A 16,699-nucleotide genomic window follows, 5' to 3' on the forward strand; every position below is an offset into this window, starting at 1 on the left:
AACTTACCTTCTGTGATAGTTCGGAGCTTCCACGGTCATCTGGATGTCGTGGGGGTGGCTCTCCTTGAGGCCCGCTGCCGTGATCGGCATGAGCTCGCAGTCGGTGTGCATCTGCTCGATCGTGCGGCACCCGGCGTACCACATGCCCTGGCGCAGCCCGCCGATGAGCTGGTGGGCGACGGCCGCGACCGGCCCGCGGTAGGGCACCTGCCCCTCGATGCCCTCGGGGATGTACTTGTCGTCGCCGCCGACGTCGGCCTGCGCGTAGCGGTCCTTGCTGAAGGAGGTGCCGCCGCGCTCGCGGTTGCGCACCGCGCCGAGCGACCCCATGCCCCGGTACGACTTGAACTGCTTGCCGTTGATGAAGATCAGCTCGCCCGGCGACTCCTCGCAGCCGGCGAGCAGCGAGCCCAGCATGACCGTGTCGGCGCCGGCCGCGATGGCCTTGACGATGTCGCCGGAGTACTGGAGGCCGCCGTCGCCGATCACCGGCACCCCGGCCGGGGCGCACGCCCTGGACGCCTCGTGGATGGCCGTCACCTGCGGCGCGCCCACGCCGGCCACCACGCGGGTGGTGCAGATGGAGCCGGGGCCGACGCCGACCTTGACCGCGTCGGCGCCCGCGTCGACCAGCATCTGGGCGCCCGCCCTGGTCGCGATGTTGCCGCCGATGACCTGGACCTTGCTGTTGGCCTTGAGCTTGGCGATCATGTCGGCCAGGCCCTTGGAGTGACCGTGGGCCACGTCGACGACGACGACGTCGACCCCGGCCTCGATCAGCGCCTTGGCCCGCAGCTCGGCGTCACCGCCGACGCCCACGGCCGCGCCGACCAGCAGGCGGCCGTCGGCGTCCTTGGTGGACAGCGGGTACTGCTCGCTCTTGGTGAAGTCCTTGACGGTGATCAGGCCGCGCAGCCTGCCGTCGGAGTCGACGAGGGGCAGCTTCTCGATCTTGTTCTGCCGCAGCAGCGCGAACGCGTCGTCGCGCGAGACCCCCACCGGCGCGGTGACCAGCGGCATCTTGGTCATGACCTCGCGGACCGGACGGGTCTGGTCGCTCTCGAAGCGCATGTCGCGATTGGTCACGATGCCGACCAGCGTGCCCGCCACGTCCGTCACCGGCACGCCGGAGATCCGGTACGTCGCGCACAGCCGCTCGACGTCGGCCAGCGTGTCGTCGGGGCTGCAGGTCACCGGGTTGGTCACCATGCCGGCCTCGGACCGCTTGACCAGGTCGACCTGCTGGGCCTGCTCCTCGACCGACAGGTTGCGGTGGAGGATGCCGATGCCGCCCTGGCGTGCCATGGCGACCGCCATGCGGGCCTCGGTGACGGTGTCCATGGCCGCGGAGACGAGCGGGATGGACAGCGTGATGTCCCGTGACAGACGGGATCTGGTGTCGGCCTCACCTGGTTGGAGATCGGAGTAGCCGGGCACCAGCAGCACGTCGTCGAAGGTCAAACCCATCTCGGTGAACTTGGACATGCCTCGGCCCCCTCCTGACCTCTGCGCTGATTGACCTAAGTCTAGGGCCTGCCTCCAAAACGCAACGAAGCCGGGAGCACGACGGCCCCACGCCCCGTCGTGCGCCCGGCTTCGCCGTCCGCAACGCGCAAAGTGCAGGGGGATGGGACGGTCGGTGATCCGTCCCATCCCCCGGCCACCGGCACCCAGGCCTGGCGGCGTGTTCACGCCACCGAACCCCCCTCCGCGTCCTGATGGCGGCTGCCGCAAGGCCCCGCTTCAGGGTGCCGACGCTAGGTAAAGCCTGCGTCACTCAACGGCACGACGCAATGTGAAAACGTGCAATTGCACGAAGTTGCACGTTCCGCCGACGATTCCACGGCAAGCCCCGGACACGCAGGCGGTACGGGGTTATCCTCGCGGCACGCCCGTGTCCCCCCGACGGAGCCGCCCATAATGCGTAATCAGCCCAGGCGCGCTGCAGAGCCCTTCGAGACGCTGGGCCTCGACCCGGCGCAGTCCGCCCTTTACACGGCGCTGCTACGCCTGCACAGGGCCACGCGCACCGACCTCGCCCAGGCCATGGACGGCCCCGTCGAGAAGGTCGGCCGCCAGCTCGACGACCTGGTCAGGCTGGGGGTGGTCGACGAGCAGTCCGGCGAGTACCTGGCCAGGCACCCGGCGGCGGCGCTCGGCCGGGTCATCGCCGAGCGGCTCGACCGGCTGGCCGAGGAGAGCCGCAGGATCGACTCCGCGCTCGGCTCCATCCGCGGCCTGATCCACGACTACGACGCCGGCCGCGATTATCAGAGCGGGACATTCCCGGTGGAGATGGTGAACGGTGCGGACGTCCTCTACGAGAGCGTGGTCGGCATAGCCCTGCAATCTCCACCCATGGAGTTGTTGACCGCAATCCCAGATGAGCGCACAATGGCAGATTTTGTTCGTAAATTTGCGGACCCATGGATTGATGCGCAAAAACGGCAGCTTCTTACCGTTCAGGCGATCATTCCGGTCTCCACGCTGAGCCTGCCGGGCGTACGCGAGCAGCTCACCCGGCTCCTCGACACCGGCGGCAAGGTGCGCACGATCGACCGGGTGCCGAGCTGGTTCATGACGGCCGGGCCCGAGGTCGCCGGCCTGCCCGCCCTGTGGGGCGGCAACCTGCCCGACCACGCCTACAACTTCTACCTGGTGCGCACGCCGATCGTCGTCGGCATGCTGCGCTCGCTGTTCCAGGAGCTGTGGGGCCGCGCCGTGCCCCTGCCCTGGGGGCGCAGGGGCGACGGGATGGTCCAGGTGCTCCGCCTGGCCGCGCAGGGCGTGTGCGACGACTCCATCGCCCGCCAGCTCGGCGTCTCGGTCCGTACGGTGCGGGCGAGGTTCGCCGACGCCATGGCCGAGCTGGGCGCGCAGTCGCGGTTCCACGCCGGCGTGGAGGCCGCCAGACGGGGATGGCTCAGCTAATACTCTCCGCCGGGGCCGCTTCGGTCATATGGTGGGAAGGTGCTGGAAGACGTCCCCCGCGACCCGTTCGCGGACGACCCGAACGACCCGTCCTCGGCGATGGGCGCTCTCGACGACGCCGAGCCACTCACCGCGGCCGAGCGCGACGAGGCCATCACCGACCTGGCAGACGTCGAGGTCTTTCGCTCCCTGCTCGAACCGCAGGGGGTGCTGGGCCTCGTGCTCGACTGCCCCGAGTGCGGCGAGCAGCACTTCTTCGACTGGGAGCTGCTGCGCGGCAACCTTCGCCAGATGATCGAGAAAGGCCAGCCCCAGGTGCACGAGCCGGCCTTCCACCCCGACCCCGCCGACTACGTCAGCTGGGAGTACGCCCGAGGCTATGTCGACGGCGTCATCGACACGGAGGAGCGCCGCTGATCGACTTCCTCCGAGACATCGTCCAGTAGCGCGCCCAGCAACCGCACCGCAGGGTCGGACGAGTCCCGCGCCCGGCCCCGCGCGACCGCGTCGAGCAGCTCCTCGGTCTGGAGCAGGTCGTCGGCCTCGAGGAGCGCATGGAGCTCGTCCTCCGGCGTCAAGCCGACTCCAGCTCGGCCATCTGCCGCAACCTGGCCAGCGCCCGATGCTGGGCTACGCGGACCGCACCTGGTGACATACCGAGTACATTACCGGTCTCCTCGGCCGACAGCCCCGACACCACCCGCAACAGCAGCAACTCCCGCTGGTTGTCGGGCAGCCTGGCCAGCAGCCTGCGCGCGTGCTCGACCTCGATGTAGCGGACCACCGTCTCCTCGGGCCCCGGGCCGTCGTCGGGCCCGTCGGGCAGATCCTGGGTGGGCACGGCCGAGCGCACCGAACTGCGCAGCGCGTCGGCCACCTTGTGCGAGGCGATCCCGAACACGAAGGACGCGAAAGGCCGCCCCATGTCCCGGTATCGCGGCAGCGCGGACAACACCGCGATGCACACCTCCTGGGCTACGTCATCGGCAATGTGATATTGCCCTGAAACCCTGCCCAGCCTGGCGCGGCAATACCGCACCACCATGGGACGCAACTCCCCGAGCAGGGATTCGATCGCACTGCGATCTCCCTGCACGGCGAGGCTCGTCAGTTCCCTAAGGTCGGAGTCATCCGTCCGTGCCGGAAGTCTCGACGCGAGCCTTACCCCAATTTTGGCGTCGGCGACGCTTCCCTCGCTCACGATAGGCATGATGCCCGCACTGATCGGGCCTGTCCCCATGGCGAACGGCTACGGATTGGTCACATTGAAGCGACGATAACTAGCAGTAATCAGTCGACCACACTAAGCCTTATAAGCTGACATAATGTTTCACCCCATAAGCCGAAATGCGCGACAATTGCCAGACCCCGACGCTTAACCGGCACTGCCGGTTTACTCCAATAATCCACCTCTTCCCCCATTTTCCCCCGCTCCGACTCCCTCCGCCCCCAAGAGCCCCAGCCACATTTTCACACCCCCGGAACCCCACCAGCCCCCGTCCACACACCGCTGCGCCCGGCCCACCACCCTGGGCCCGGCCCCCGGAAACCCAACCGCCCCCGCACCGGCCACGCCGAAACGGCCCTTGGAGAGCCGACGCCCCCACCGAAGGGGCCGGAACGTGCCATCGAGAGGCGACAGCCCCCAGAGGCGAGACCAAGAAGGGCCAACGGCCCGCACCGGACGGACCAAGAAAAGCCGACGGTCCCCCGGACGCCCAGGGACCGGGCCGTCAAGAGCCGACATCCCGCACCAGCGAAGCCACGAACGAACCGAAGAAGGCCGACCGCCCCATCGCCGAGACCAGGAACGGACCGACGAAAGCCAACGGCACTCACCGGACGCGCAGGGAACGGCCGCGCACAGCCAACGACCCACCGGATGGGCCAGGACAGGCCATCAAGAGCCGACAGCCCACATCGCCGAGACCAGGAACGGACCACGGACAGCCAACGGCCCCCACCGGACGCACAGGGAACGGGCCGTCAAGGACCGACGGCCCGCACCAGCAAAGCCAGGAACGAGCCGAGGAAGGCCGACAGCCCACATCGCTGAGGCCAGGAACGAACCGAGGAAAACCAACGGCCCCACTGAAGGGGCCGGGACGGGCCATCAAGAGCCGACAGCCCCCACCAGCGAAGCCAGGAACAGACCGCGGAAGACCAACGCCCACCACCGAAGAAGCCGGGACGGGCCATCAGGAACCGACAACGCCCACCAGCGAGGCCAGGAACGGGCCGCGGAAAGCCAACAGCCCGTACCAGCGAAGGCCGGGAACGGGCTGCGGAGGCCGACGGCCCCCACCGGACGCTCCGGAGACGGGCCGCGGAAAGCCGACGGCCCGCGCCGGAGGGAACCGGTGCGGGCCGTACGGGCGCGGGGGAAACAGGCGGGTCAGTGGCCGTGACCGTGGCCGTGGCCCTGGCCGGCGGCCGGAGCCTCCTCCTCGGGCTTGTCCACCACGAGCGCCTCGGTCGTCAGGAGCATGCCCGCGATCGAAGCCGCGTTCTGCACCGCGGACCGGGTCACCTTGACGGGGTCGATGACACCCTGGGCGATCAGGTCGACGTACTCGCCGGTGGCGGCGTTGAAGCCCTGGCCGGCGGGCAGCTCGGCGACCTTGTGGGTCACCACGTAGCCCTCCAGGCCGGCGTTCTCGGCGATCCAGCGGGCCGGCTCGACCAGCGCGCGGCGCACGACGCCGACACCGGTGGCCTCGTCGCCGGTCAGGCCGAGGTCGTCGAGCTCCTTGCCCACGTGGATGAGGGCCGAGCCACCGCCGGAGACGATGCCCTCCTCGATCGCGGCGCGGGTCGCGGAGATCGCGTCCTCGAGGCGGTGCTTCTTCTCCTTCAGCTCCACCTCGGTGGCGGCGCCGACACGCAGCACGCACACACCGCCGGCGAGCTTGGCCAGACGCTCCTGCAGCTTCTCGCGGTCCCAGTCGGAGTCGGACTGCTCGATGGCAATCTTGATCTCCTTGACGCGGTCCTCGATCGCCTGCTGGTCGCCGGCGCCGTCGACGATGGTCGTGGCGTCCTTGGTGACGACGACGCGGCGGGCGGTGCCGAGCACCTCGAGGCCGACGTGCTCCAGCTTGAGGCCGACCTCTTCGCTGACGACCTGGCCGCCGGTGAGGATCGCCATGTCCTGGAGCATCGCCTTGCGGCGGTCACCGAAGCCCGGGGCCTTGACGGCCACGGAGGTGAAGGTGCCGCGGATCTTGTTGGTGACCAGGACGGCCAGGGCCTCGCCCTCGACGTCCTCGGCGACCACGAGCAGCGGCTTCTTGGTCTGGGCGATCTTCTCCAGCAGCGGCAGGAAGTCGGCGATGGAGGAGATCTTGCCCTGGGTGAGCAGGATGTACGCGTCCTCCAGGACGGACTCCATGCGCTCGGGGTCGGTCACCATGTAGGCCGACAGGTAACCCTTGTCGAACTGCATGCCCTCGGTGAACTCGAGCTCCATGCCCATGGCGTTGGACTCTTCGACGGTGAGGACACCGTCCTTGCCCACCTTGTCGAACGCCTCGGCGATCAGCTCGCCGATCTTGGCGTCCTGGGCGGAGATGGTGGCGACGTTGGCGATCTCCTTCTTGTCGCCCACCTCGCGCGCGCTGGCCAGCAGCCGGTCGCTGATCTCCTTGGCGGCCTTGTCGATGCCACGTTTGAGCGACAGCGGCGAGGCGCCGGCGGCCACGTTGCGCAGGCCCTCGCGGACCATCGCCTGGGCCAGCACGGTGGCGGTGGTGGTGCCGTCGCCCGCGATGTCGTTGGTCTTGGTGGCAACTTCCTTGGCGAGCTGGGCGCCGAGGTTCTCGTAGCGCTCCTCCAGCTCGATCTCACGAGCGATGGTCACACCGTCGTTCGTGATCGTCGGCGCACCGAACTTCTTGTCGATGACGACGTTACGGCCACGCGGGCCGAGGGTTACCTTCACGGCGTCCGCGAGGGCGTTGACACCGCGCTCAAGCGCGCGACGGGCGTCCTCGTCGAACTGCAGGATCTTCGCCATGCTGAAAGTCCTCTCCTGGCGTCGAAAGCCCCGGGCCCTCAAGAGCGCCCGGGGCTCGACACAACCGACTTACTTCTCGATGATCGCGAGAACGTCGCGGGCGGAGAGCACGAGGTACTCCTCGCCGCCGTACTTGACCTCGGTGCCGCCGTACTTGCTGTAGAGGACGACATCGCCCTCGGAGACGTCGAGCGGAATACGCTTGTCGCCGTCCTCATCCCAGTTGCCGGGGCCCACCGCGAGGACCTTGCCCTCCTGCGGCTTCTCCTTGGCGGTGTCCGGGATGACCAGACCGGAAGCGGTGGTCTGCTCTGCCTCAAGCGGCTGAACCACGATGCGGTCGCCGAGCGGCTTAACGGGAACCTTGGTGGCGGTCGTCACGATCGGACCTCCCCTTCAGATTTGAATGATCTAGAAGAGGCGACCAGCGGGGCCTGCCGTCGCGGGTGTCAGACCTGCCTCGTCGCACGTTGGCACTCTCAAGGTGAGAGTGCCAACAGGAAACATATGCAAGAGGGCCTTGACAGTCAACACGAACGCGTCTGCTCAGAGCGATCAGACGTAGGAGCCCTCGGTCAGATCGGCGACGACACCGGGCCGGGAGGGGTTCCAACCGAGCTCGGCGCGCGTGCGTGTCGCGCTGATGCGCTGGCCGAGCGCCAGGGCCTCGGCGAAGCCCGCCCCCAGCACCTGCGCCGCCTCGGCCAGCGGCCAGGGCTCTGCCTGCGGCTTGACGCCCGCGGACCGGGCCGCCGCCTCGGCCACCTCGGCGACCGGCACGGCCTCCTCGCTGATGCCGTGGTAGACGCGGGCGCCGCCCCTCTCCAGGACGGCCACGACGAGCTCGGCCAGGTCGTCGACGTGCACGAACGTCCAGGTGTGCGGCTCGCCGCCGGCGGTGACGTACACGCCGGCGCCGCGCTCGGCGGCCTGCGCGCGCATCAGGGCGGGGATGCCGCCGCCGCGCCCGTGGACGACGCCGGGCCGGATCACCGAGCCGCCGCCGTCGATGACCAGCTGCTCGATCTCGTGCCGGTACGCCACGAGCGGAATCGGGTCGGCCGGGCTGTCCTCGTGCCCGTCGGCCGTGGCGCCCAGCACCCACACGCCGCTGGTGAAGACCACCTTCCGGCCCGACGCGGCGAGCACGCCGATCGCGGCGAGGTCGGCCTCCTTGTCGCCGCCGAGCTGGGCGGCGACCACGATCGCGTCGATGTCCGGGGTGATCGCGGCGGCCAGCCCCGCGACGTCGGCCAGGTCTCCGTGACGCTCGTCGGCCACGCCCGGCACGCGCCGGGACCCGTCGGCGGCGGGCCGCACCAGGACGGCCACCTCGTGCCCCTGCTCGGCCAGCCGCTCGACCACCGCGCCGCCGATGTACCCCGTCGCGCCCAGCACCAGCACCTTCATGATGATCCTACCTCGAAAATTTCTACGTTGAACATTTCGACGTTGAGGACAGTACCGCACGATCCAGAACATTTCAACGTCGAAGCTTTGGTAGGGTGAGCCCCGTGGATGACGCGGTGGACGTGATTCTCGGACAGTGGGCGCGGACACGGCCCGACGTCGACGTGTCCCCGATGGGCGTGATCGGCCGGGTCTCGCGCGCCTCGCGCCTGCTGGAGCGCGGGGTCAAGGACTTCCTGGCCGAGCACGGGCTGGAGGCGTGGGAGTTCGACATGCTGGCCACGCTGCTGCGCAGCGGCGCCGACGCCACCATGTGCATGAAGGACCTGTCCACCTCGGCCATGGTCAGCCCTGGGGCGCTCACCAACCGGATGGACCACCTGGTCCGGCGAGGCCTGGTCCACCGCTGGCCGGCGCCGCACAACCGGCGCATGACGCTGGTCGCCCTCACCGACGAGGGCAGGAGGGTCGCCGACGAGATGCTCGTCCTGCACGCCGCCAACGAGGAGCGGCTGCTCGCCGGGCTGTCCGAGGCCGAGCGCGAGGCCCTGGCCGGGCTGCTGCGCGGCCTGCTGGTGTCCCTGGGCGACACCTCCCTGTGAGCGATCCCGAATCGCGAGCGGTCCCGAATCGCGAGTGGCCCCCGGTTGTGAGCGGCCCCCATTCGTGAGCGATCCTGAGTTGTGAGCGGAGTGCGTACATGGATCTCGACGCCTTCGGCGAGCTGCTGACCCCGCGCGGGCAGCGGGCGCTCGCCGAGGCCGCGGAGCTGGCCGGGACCGATCCGGTCGCGGCGGCGACCAGGCTGCGCCGCACCTACGACGCGGCGCTCACCTCCGCCGCGCTCACGCAGGCGGCGCTGCGCCAGCGCGCCGCGGCGAAGTTCGGCGCGGACGCCGCGGTCATGTACTTCACCCCGCACGGCCTGGAGCAGTCCACCCGCCGGGAGGTCGCCGACCACCGCGCCCGGCGCATGGGCGGCGGGCGGGTGATCGACGCCTGCTGCGGCGTCGGCGGCGACCTCCTCGCGCTGGCCCGCGCCGGCTGCGCCGTCGACGCCGTCGATCTCGACCCGCTGACCGTCGCCGTGGCGAGCGCCAACGCCGACGCGCTCGGGCTGGCCGACCGGGTGCGGGTGCGCGTGGGCGACGCGGCGGGGGTCCGGCCCGAGGAGTACGACGCGCTGTTCGCCGACCCGGCCCGGCGCAGCGGCAAGGGCCGTACGTTCGACCCCATGGCCTACTCGCCGCCCTGGCCGGTCGTGCTCGACCTGGTCGCACGGGCGCCGCGGGCCTGCCTGAAGGTCGCCCCCGGCATCCCGTACGAGTTCATCCCCGAGGGCGCGGAGGCCGAATGGGTCTCCTACAAGGGCGAGGTCAAAGAAGCCACCCTCTGGACCGGCCCCCACACCGGCCCCGCCCGGCGCGCCACCCTGCTGCCCGCCGGCCACACCCTGGCCGCCACCGGGGCCCAGGCCGCCGTCGGCCCGGTGGGCCGCTACGTCTACGAGCCCGACGGCGCCGCGATCCGGGCGCACCTCGTGGGCGAGGTGGCCGAGATGATCGGCGGACGCCTGCCCGACCCCATGATCGCCTACATCACCGCCGACGAGCCCAGGCACACCCCCTGGGCCTCCGGGTACGAGGTGGACGAGGTCATGCCGTTCTCGCTGAAAAAGCTCCGCGCGGCTCTCCGTGAACGACGGATCGGGAATGTCACCATCAAGAAACGTGCGTCCGCGATCGACATCGAACGCCTGCGCGCCGATCTCCGGCTTTCCGGCGAGAACTCGGTCGTCATCATCCTGACCCGCATTCTCGATAAGCCTTCAGTTATCATCTGCAACCCCATCCCACCTGCCTGAACAATCCAAAGCGGTCATTCTTCCGCTAAATACGATCTTTCACTTCGACGCTGCCTGACCTTGATCGAAAGGCTAAGGTGGACGGGCGGGAGTTCTCCCCCTTATGCGGTAACCCGCGTACTCGCCTTTTCATCTGCAAACCGGACCTATCCCACCGCTGCGCGGCAGACCGTCGGCGAGCGAAGGAGCCTTTCGGTGGACCATTCCAACCACACCACCCTTCTTCAGGCAGGCGGCCAGTCCGCCATCTCCGAGAGGATGCGAGACCTCCTCGCGCGCGCCGCCCAGGACCATGTCTACGAGCAGCGCACCCAGGGAGCCGTGCTCGACGAGATCCGCCAGCGTCTTGAAGGCATGGAGTGGCTGCTGCGCGAGGTACGCGAACGCGAGCTCGGCGGCCTGAGCGGCACCCTCGAGGCGGTGAGCGGGCGGCTCGACGACATCACCGCCAAGCCGCCGATGTGGGCGGAGGGCCTGGCCCAGCACGTCGAGGCCGTGCGCGACCACGTCGACGCCGTCGGGGAGAAGATCGGCCACGTCGACGCGCGGGTCGCGCCGGTGGCCGAGCTGCCGAGCCTGTGGGCGGACCTGGGCACCGTGGGCGAGGCCGTCGACGAGGCGCTCAACCGCCTGCAGTCGGTGCTCGACACCACCGACGGCATCACCCAGAACATGTCCGACTTCGCCGCCAAGCTGACGCAGCTCAACTCCAGCATGGAGGCCGCGGCCAGCCGTTTCACCCGGCTCGACAAGTCGGTGGCCGACCTGTCGGGCCGCGCCGAACGGGTCGAGAGCGTGGTCGGCGAGCTGGCCGAGAGCGTCGCGGCCACGTCGCAGCAGGTCGCCGTCAAGATCGACGCTGCCGAGCAGCGCCTGACCGGCCGGCTCGACGACACCGACCTGCACATCGCCGCCCGCCTCGACGAGGCCGACAAACGCCTGGCCGGCCGCCTCGACGAGACCGACGAGCGGCTGACCCAGCGCCTGAACGAGCGGCTCGACCGCGCCGACGAGCGCCTGGCCGCCAAGCTCGACGAGGGCGACCAGCGGCTCACGGTCCGGCTGGCCGACGTCGAGCAGCGGCTCACCGCCCGCCTCGACGAGGCCGACCAGCACCTCGCCGTCCAGCTCGGGGAGAGCGAACTGCGGCTCAGCGGGCGGCTCGACGGCGTCGACTCCCGGCTCGACCGGGTCGAGGGCCGGCTCATGGGGCTCGACACCCGGCTCACCGGGTTCGACGGCCGGCTGGAGTCGGCCGACGAGTGCCTGTCCGACATCGACACGAGGCTCGACGGCGTCGACGGCCGCATCAGCGGCGTCGACAAGCGCCTCACCTCGGTCGACGGCCAGCTCGGCGGCCTCGGCAAGCGCATGGGCACCATCGACGGCCACCTCGTCCGCCACGACGACCGCTTCGACGCCCTCGACGGCCGCCTGAGCGCGCTCGACGACCGCGCCTCGGCCACCGACCAGCGCCTGGCCGAGACCGCCGTGCGCAGCGAGGGCCGCTTCAACAAGCTCGACAACCAGATGGAGTCGATCGACGAGCGGCTGGTCGAGGCGGAGGAGCACCTGATCACCCGGTTCGACACCCTCGACGGCCAGTTCAGCGGGCTCGACAGCCGCTTCAACGGCCTCGACACGCACCTCAACGGCCTGGCCGCCCGCGCCGATCAGGCCGGCGAGCACCTGGAGTCGGTCGACGACCGCATCGAGGCCATGAACCAGCACGTCAGCCAGCTCCCGGCCGCCCTGGCCATCCCCGAGCGGGTCGGCGAGCTCCTCCAGTCGCAGGCCGGCGCGCAGGCCGACCGCCTGTCGGCCGCCGCCGACGCGCTGACCGAGCTGGTGCGTTCCCGGCCCGACCGCGAGGAGCTGAGCGAGACGGTCAGCGGCATCGTGCAGCCGGCCACCGACGACCTCACCAAGCGGCTGGCCGCGCTGGAGGAGACCATGCTGGCGCTGGCCGAGGCCCTGCTCCGGCCCACCAGGACCAAAGACTGACCCGCCCGGCGGTGGGGCACGCGCCGCGCCTCACCGCCGGTCTCCGGCCCGCCAGGGCTCAGACGTGGACCGTCGTGATCGGCAGCGACGAGTCCGCCGGGATCTCCAGCGTCGAGGGGGCGACCCCCGCCGCCACCAGGTCGGACCCCAGGGCGGCGACCATGGCCCCGTTGTCGGTGCACAACCCCGGCCGGGGCACGCGCAGCCGCACGCCCGCCGCGTCGCAGCGTTCCTGGGCCAGCGCCCGCAGCCGCGAGTTGGCCGCCACGCCGCCGCCGATCAGCAGGTCGTGCACGTCGTACTTCTTGCACGCCTGCAACGCCTTGCGGGTCAGCACGTCGACCACGGCCTCCTGGAAGGAGGCGGCCACGTCGGGCACGTGGATCGACTGCCCGGACGCCTCGCGCGCCTCGACCCAGCGGGCGACGGCGGTCTTGAGCCCCGAGAAGGAGAAGTCGAGCGTACCGTCGTCGATCTTGCCCCGGGGGAAGGTCACGGCCGTGCCCGAGCCCTCGCGGGCGGCCCTGTCGATGTGCGGGCCGCCGGGGAAGGGCAGCCCGAGCACCCGGGCCACCTTGTCGAACGCCTCGCCGGCCGCGTCGTCGACGGTCGAGCCGAGCGAGATGACGTCTTCGGCCACGTCGGGCACCAGCAGCAGCGAGGAGTGCCCGCCGGAGACCAGCATGGCGATGCACGGCTTGGGCAGCGGCCCGTGTTCGAGCTGGTCGACGGCCACGTGGGCGGCCAGGTGGTTGACGCCGTAGAGCGGGACGCCGAGGCCCAGCGCGTACGACTTGGCGGCGGCCACGCCCACCAGCAGCGCCCCGGCGAGGCCCGGCCCGGCGGTGACGGCGATGGCGTCGATGTCGGAGAACCTGAGCCCCGCCTCGGCCAGCGCCGCCTCGACGGTGGGCGTCATGGCCTCCAGGTGGGCGCGGGAGGCGACCTCGGGCACCACGCCGCCGTATCTGGCGTGCTCGTCCATGCTGGAGGCGATGGTGTTGGCGAGGAGCGTGTGGCCTCTGACGATGCCGATGCCGGTCTCGTCGCACGACGTCTCGATGCCCAGGACCAGGGGTGCGTCAGCCATCCAGCTTCCTTCTCATCATGATCGCGTCGGTGCCGTCGTCGTAGTAGCGGCGGCGGGTGCCGATCTCCTCGAACTCGAAATGCCGGTAGACGGCCTGGGCGCGCGGGTTGTCGGCGCGTACCTCCAGGAAGATCTCGCGCGCGCCCCTGCGCCGCGCCTCGGCCAGCAGCTCGGTCAGCATCGCGCTGCCGAAGCCGGTGCCCTGGTGCTTCTCCAGCACGGCGATGGTCTGCACGTCGGCCTGGTCGGCGGCGACCGCGATGCCGGCGTAGGCGACGATCTCGTCGTCGGCCAGGGCCACCACGTAGTGGCGCGAACGCGGCATGTCGGCCAGCTCGCCGCGCATCATGCCCTCGCTCCACGCGTCGAGCGGGAACGTGGCCCGCTCGATCGCCATGACCGCGGGCAGGTCGGCCTCGGTCATCGGCCGCAGTCTCACGCCGTCACCCTCTTGGGCGCGCCCGGCACCACGGCGTCGGGCCTGCGCAGGTAGATGGGCCGCGGCGGGTCGAGCGGCACGCCCGCGGCCAGCCGCTCGGCGGCCAGCGCGGCCAGCGCGCCCGCGTAGGGGTAGGGCGGGGCGTCGTGGCGGCCCAGGACGTCGGGGTAGAGCCCGGCGCCGGCGCCCACGACCGGCAGGCCCTCGACGGGCACGTCGGCGGGCCGGTCGACGAACGGGCCGTCGGCACGCGTGCGCATGTCCTGGTAGCGCGCCCAGAACACCTCCTTGCGCCGGGCGTCGGTGGCGACCAGGAACGGCTCGCCGAGCCCGCTGCCGTAGGCGACCGCGTCGAGGGTGCAGATGCCGTACGCGGGGACGGCGAGCGTCGTCGCGAGCCCCTGGGCGGTCATCAGGCCGACGCGCAGGCCCGTGTAGGGCCCGGGGCCACTGCCCGCGACGACGGCCGTCACGTCGCGCAGGGCGGCGCCCGACTCGGTCAGCACGCGTTCGATGGTGGGGACGAGCAGCTCGCCGTGGCGGCGGGCGTCGATCGTCGTGGACTCGGCGAGCACCCGCTCGCCGTCGTGGAGGGCGGCGGTGACGGCGGGCGTCGCGGTATCAAAGGCCAGGACCAGCACGACTGTTTAGCCTACCCGCCGGACGGGTCACACCCAGCCGGTACGCCGTTTGAGCCACTCCAGCGCGACCACTCCCTGCGCCCGCTGGAACGCCCTGAGCGTGGGCAGGCCAGGCGGATGCGGCAGCCGGCCGTTCCGGACGAAGTAGCCGGTCTGGGCCGCGAGCACGGCGGTGACCGCCGGGTCGGGATCGTCGAACAGCTCATGGGGGGCCGGACCGCCCTGCATGCCGACCGACGGCAGCATGGCCACCTGGTCGTACCAGGGCGCGGCCAGGCAGGCCCACGGCCAGTCGACCACGTAGACGCGGTCGGGCGTGAGCAGGATGTTGTCGGCCCGCAGGTCGGCGTGGACGAGGGTGTCGCCGGCCGCCGCCGTCGCCCAGCCGGACTCCAGCTCGGCCAGCTCGGGCAGGTGGCGCAGCGCCCACGGGTCGAGCCCGGTGGTGTCCTCGCCGAGGAGTCTGCGCCAGCCCTGGAAGGAGTCGCCCATGACCTCGCCGACCGTGGCAGCCTCGATCGGCGACGGGGTGAGCGCGGCGGACATCTCCTTCAGTGCCGTGAACACCCGGTCGAGCTCGTCGCGCCGCCACGGCATCGCGGGGTGCGCGGCCTCGACGTCCTCGAAGACCAGGGTCACCCAGCCCTCCAGCTCGAACGCCGTCAGCAGCTTCGGCGCGGGGACCGACTCGGGGAGCGCGGCGGCGTTCCTGAGCTCGGAGCGGTAGATGCGCACGCTGTCGGGGTTGGGCTCGGGGCCGACGGCCTTGACGAACGCGCGCCGGCCGTCCTCGGTCCGCAGGCGCACCGCGGCCGCCGGCGAGAAGCCGCCCTCCTGGGTGACGGCCTCCACGACGCGGCTGCCGAGGAAGCCCTCGACCGCCTCGCGCACCAGTGGATGGACCTCTTGCCAGGGCACGCGGGCGCCGGACGCCGGCGGGTTGTGGTCAGTGCTCATTACTCCATGATCAGGCTCGGGACGCGTAGACGATGATGTTGTCGACATATTCGCCTTTGGCGGAGTCGAACTTTCCGCCGCAGGTGACGAGTTTCAGCCCGTCGTCGACGTACACCCGCCGGGCTGGGAAGTGGTCCTTGGAGACCTGCTCGATGGCGTCCACCCGGAAGCTGACGACCTTGCCGTCGCTGCGTTCCACCTTGACGGTCTCGCCCTTGCGCAACTGCCTGAGCTTGTAGAACACGGCGGGGGCGGTCTTGGTGTCGACGTGGCCGATGATCACCGAGGCGCCCTTCTCGCCGGGCACCGCGCTGCCGCTGTACCAGCCGGCCATCTTCGGCTTCTCGTACGGCGGCAGCTCGACCTCGCCGTCCTTGCTCAGCCCGAGCTTCATCAGCGGGGCCTCAAGGTCGAGCGACGGGATGTCGATGCTCTTGGGCACCACGCTCGCCGCCGGGGCGGAGGAGTTCTGCATGCTCTTGCCGAAGGCGACCAGCAGCAGGCCCGTGACGGCGCCCGCGAGCACCACCCGTCCTGGACGTGCCATCGGTCAAGCCCGGCTGCGCCGCTTGACCATCACGACCGCGCCGCCGACGAGGACCAGGGCCACCAGCGCGCCGGCCGGGCCCAGCGGGATCGAGGACTCGTCGTCGACGTCACGGCCGAAGGTGCCGCCGCCGCCCGCCTTGGGTGCCTTGGTGGGCACGCCGGTCGGGTCGGCCTCGGCCCTGGCCACCCTGAGCGTGGCCTTGCCGACGTCGTTGGTGCCGTCGCACTTGACGTCGACGGTGTACGAGCCGCGCTTGACCGTGCCGGAGACCGTCGCCTCGCCCCGCACCCAGGGCGAGCCGTTCGCCGGGCTGCTGGTCGCGGTCGGCGTGGCCGACCCGGCCGGCACGGGGTTGAGCGGGACGCCGTTGAGGAACGCCCGCGAGGTCGCGGTGCCGGTGTGGGCCGGGCCGCCGGACGGCAGCGGGCAGTTGGCCAGGATCCACACCTTGGACGTCTCCCCCGCGGTGACCCGGTCGGGGTTGACCTGGACCGCGATGCTCGGCCTCTTGGTGGCCGGCGGGGCGGTCGCGGTGGTCGTGGCGGTGGTTGTCGTGGTGGCGGTGGTGGACGTCGTGGCTGTGGCCGTCGGTGTGCCTGTCGGTGTGGTCTCGGCCGAGGCCGCACACCCGGTCAGCCCGACCACCATGATGGCACCCGCGTACGCGACTCGCCTGACCCTGAGCACCGCCGCACCCCACTTTGCCGTCTTGCACCCAGCATCCACCAAAAATGTGGATGTCGCCCCTCCTGATACCCAGAAATTCTGGGCAAATCCCTGACCAACGATCATGATTTA

At 70.7% G+C, this 16,699-nt stretch carries 17 protein-coding genes; 5 read left to right on the forward strand and 12 right to left on the reverse strand.

What is annotated here, in order from left to right; all coding sequences use genetic code 11:
* Window positions 1-3 precede the first annotated feature (3 nt).
* The gene (gene guaB, locus ABZ444_RS10735) at window positions 4-1,485 is read right to left on the reverse strand and encodes an IMP dehydrogenase (RefSeq protein WP_357982682.1); all 1,482 of its coding nucleotides are present in this window, start codon (window positions 1,483-1,485) and stop codon (window positions 4-6) included.
* A gap of 435 nt (window positions 1,486-1,920) precedes the next feature.
* Between guaB and ABZ444_RS10740 the strand changes: the two genes are divergently transcribed.
* The gene (locus tag ABZ444_RS10740) at window positions 1,921-2,931 is read left to right on the forward strand and encodes a LuxR C-terminal-related transcriptional regulator (protein ID WP_357994752.1); all 1,011 of its coding nucleotides are present in this window, start codon (window positions 1,921-1,923) and stop codon (window positions 2,929-2,931) included.
* Window positions 2,932-2,970: 39 nt separating this feature from the next.
* Complete coding sequence (locus tag ABZ444_RS10745) at window positions 2,971-3,348, forward strand: DUF5319 domain-containing protein (protein WP_090930411.1); 378 nt, start codon at window positions 2,971-2,973, stop codon at window positions 3,346-3,348.
* Here ABZ444_RS10745 and ABZ444_RS10750 read toward each other — a convergent pair.
* From ABZ444_RS10750 to ABZ444_RS10770, 5 genes are all read right to left on the reverse strand, one after another.
* Window positions 3,309-3,509: a hypothetical protein gene (locus ABZ444_RS10750; RefSeq protein WP_357994753.1), complete on the reverse strand. Its 201-nt coding sequence runs from the start codon at window positions 3,507-3,509 to the stop codon at window positions 3,309-3,311. The two genes, ABZ444_RS10745 and ABZ444_RS10750, sit on opposite strands and share 40 nt — an antisense overlap.
* On the reverse strand, window positions 3,506-4,141 hold the full coding sequence (locus ABZ444_RS10755) for a sigma-70 family RNA polymerase sigma factor (RefSeq protein WP_090930520.1): 636 nt from the start codon (window positions 4,139-4,141) through the stop codon (window positions 3,506-3,508). Before ABZ444_RS10755 ends, ABZ444_RS10750 begins: the two co-directional genes overlap by 4 nt.
* A 1,185-nt stretch (window positions 4,142-5,326) precedes the next feature.
* The gene (gene groL, locus ABZ444_RS10760) at window positions 5,327-6,946 is read right to left on the reverse strand and encodes a chaperonin GroEL (protein WP_357994754.1); all 1,620 of its coding nucleotides are present in this window, start codon (window positions 6,944-6,946) and stop codon (window positions 5,327-5,329) included.
* A 69-nt stretch (window positions 6,947-7,015) separates the two neighbouring features.
* On the reverse strand, window positions 7,016-7,330 hold the full coding sequence (gene groES / locus ABZ444_RS10765) for a co-chaperone GroES (protein ID WP_226899011.1): 315 nt from the start codon (window positions 7,328-7,330) through the stop codon (window positions 7,016-7,018).
* Between the two features lie 171 nt (window positions 7,331-7,501).
* Window positions 7,502-8,356, reverse strand: coding sequence for an NAD-dependent epimerase/dehydratase family protein (locus tag ABZ444_RS10770; RefSeq protein ID WP_357994755.1), 855 nt, complete (start codon window positions 8,354-8,356; stop codon window positions 7,502-7,504).
* A 104-nt stretch (window positions 8,357-8,460) separates the two neighbouring features.
* On the opposite strand from ABZ444_RS10770, the gene ABZ444_RS10775 reads away from it, so the two are divergent.
* From ABZ444_RS10775 to ABZ444_RS10785, 3 genes are all read left to right on the forward strand, one after another.
* Entirely contained in the window at window positions 8,461-8,958 is a 498-nt protein-coding gene (locus ABZ444_RS10775; protein WP_357994756.1) for a MarR family transcriptional regulator, read from the forward strand.
* Window positions 8,959-9,056: 98 nt separating this feature from the next.
* Window positions 9,057-10,220 carry a class I SAM-dependent methyltransferase gene (locus ABZ444_RS10780; protein WP_357994757.1) on the forward strand — a complete coding sequence of 388 codons (1,164 nt, stop codon included), beginning with the start codon at window positions 9,057-9,059 and terminating at the stop codon, window positions 10,218-10,220.
* A 195-nt stretch (window positions 10,221-10,415) separates the two neighbouring features.
* Entirely contained in the window at window positions 10,416-12,224 is a 1,809-nt protein-coding gene (locus tag ABZ444_RS10785) for a hypothetical protein (RefSeq protein ID WP_357994758.1), read from the forward strand.
* A gap of 58 nt (window positions 12,225-12,282) precedes the next feature.
* On the opposite strand, the gene tsaD is transcribed toward ABZ444_RS10785, so the two are convergent.
* From tsaD to ABZ444_RS10815, 6 genes are read right to left on the reverse strand one after another with little or no spacing between them, the layout of a single operon-like run.
* Window positions 12,283-13,314 (reverse strand): tRNA (adenosine(37)-N6)-threonylcarbamoyltransferase complex transferase subunit TsaD, encoded by a 1,032-nt coding sequence (gene tsaD, locus ABZ444_RS10790; protein WP_357994759.1) that lies wholly within the window; start codon window positions 13,312-13,314, stop codon window positions 12,283-12,285.
* Complete coding sequence (gene rimI / locus ABZ444_RS10795) at window positions 13,307-13,738, reverse strand: ribosomal protein S18-alanine N-acetyltransferase (protein WP_357982801.1); 432 nt, start codon at window positions 13,736-13,738, stop codon at window positions 13,307-13,309. Before rimI ends, tsaD begins: the two co-directional genes overlap by 8 nt.
* Window positions 13,739-13,749: 11 nt before the next feature.
* Window positions 13,750-14,394 carry a tRNA (adenosine(37)-N6)-threonylcarbamoyltransferase complex dimerization subunit type 1 TsaB gene (tsaB, locus tag ABZ444_RS10800; RefSeq protein ID WP_352362846.1) on the reverse strand — a complete coding sequence of 215 codons (645 nt, stop codon included), beginning with the start codon at window positions 14,392-14,394 and terminating at the stop codon, window positions 13,750-13,752.
* 27 nt (window positions 14,395-14,421) lie between these two features.
* Window positions 14,422-15,351 (reverse strand): aminoglycoside phosphotransferase family protein, encoded by a 930-nt coding sequence (locus ABZ444_RS10805; protein WP_357994760.1) that lies wholly within the window; start codon window positions 15,349-15,351, stop codon window positions 14,422-14,424.
* Between the two features lie 10 nt (window positions 15,352-15,361).
* Window positions 15,362-15,898, reverse strand: coding sequence for a class F sortase (locus ABZ444_RS10810; RefSeq protein WP_357994761.1), 537 nt, complete (start codon window positions 15,896-15,898; stop codon window positions 15,362-15,364).
* Between the two features lie 3 nt (window positions 15,899-15,901).
* Entirely contained in the window at window positions 15,902-16,588 is a 687-nt protein-coding gene (locus ABZ444_RS10815) for a hypothetical protein (protein ID WP_357994762.1), read from the reverse strand.
* Window positions 16,589-16,699 lie beyond the last annotated feature (111 nt).

It is taken from the genome of Nonomuraea sp. NPDC005730 (genome assembly GCF_040630865.1).
Lineage (GTDB): Bacteria > Actinomycetota > Actinomycetes > Streptosporangiales > Streptosporangiaceae > Nonomuraea.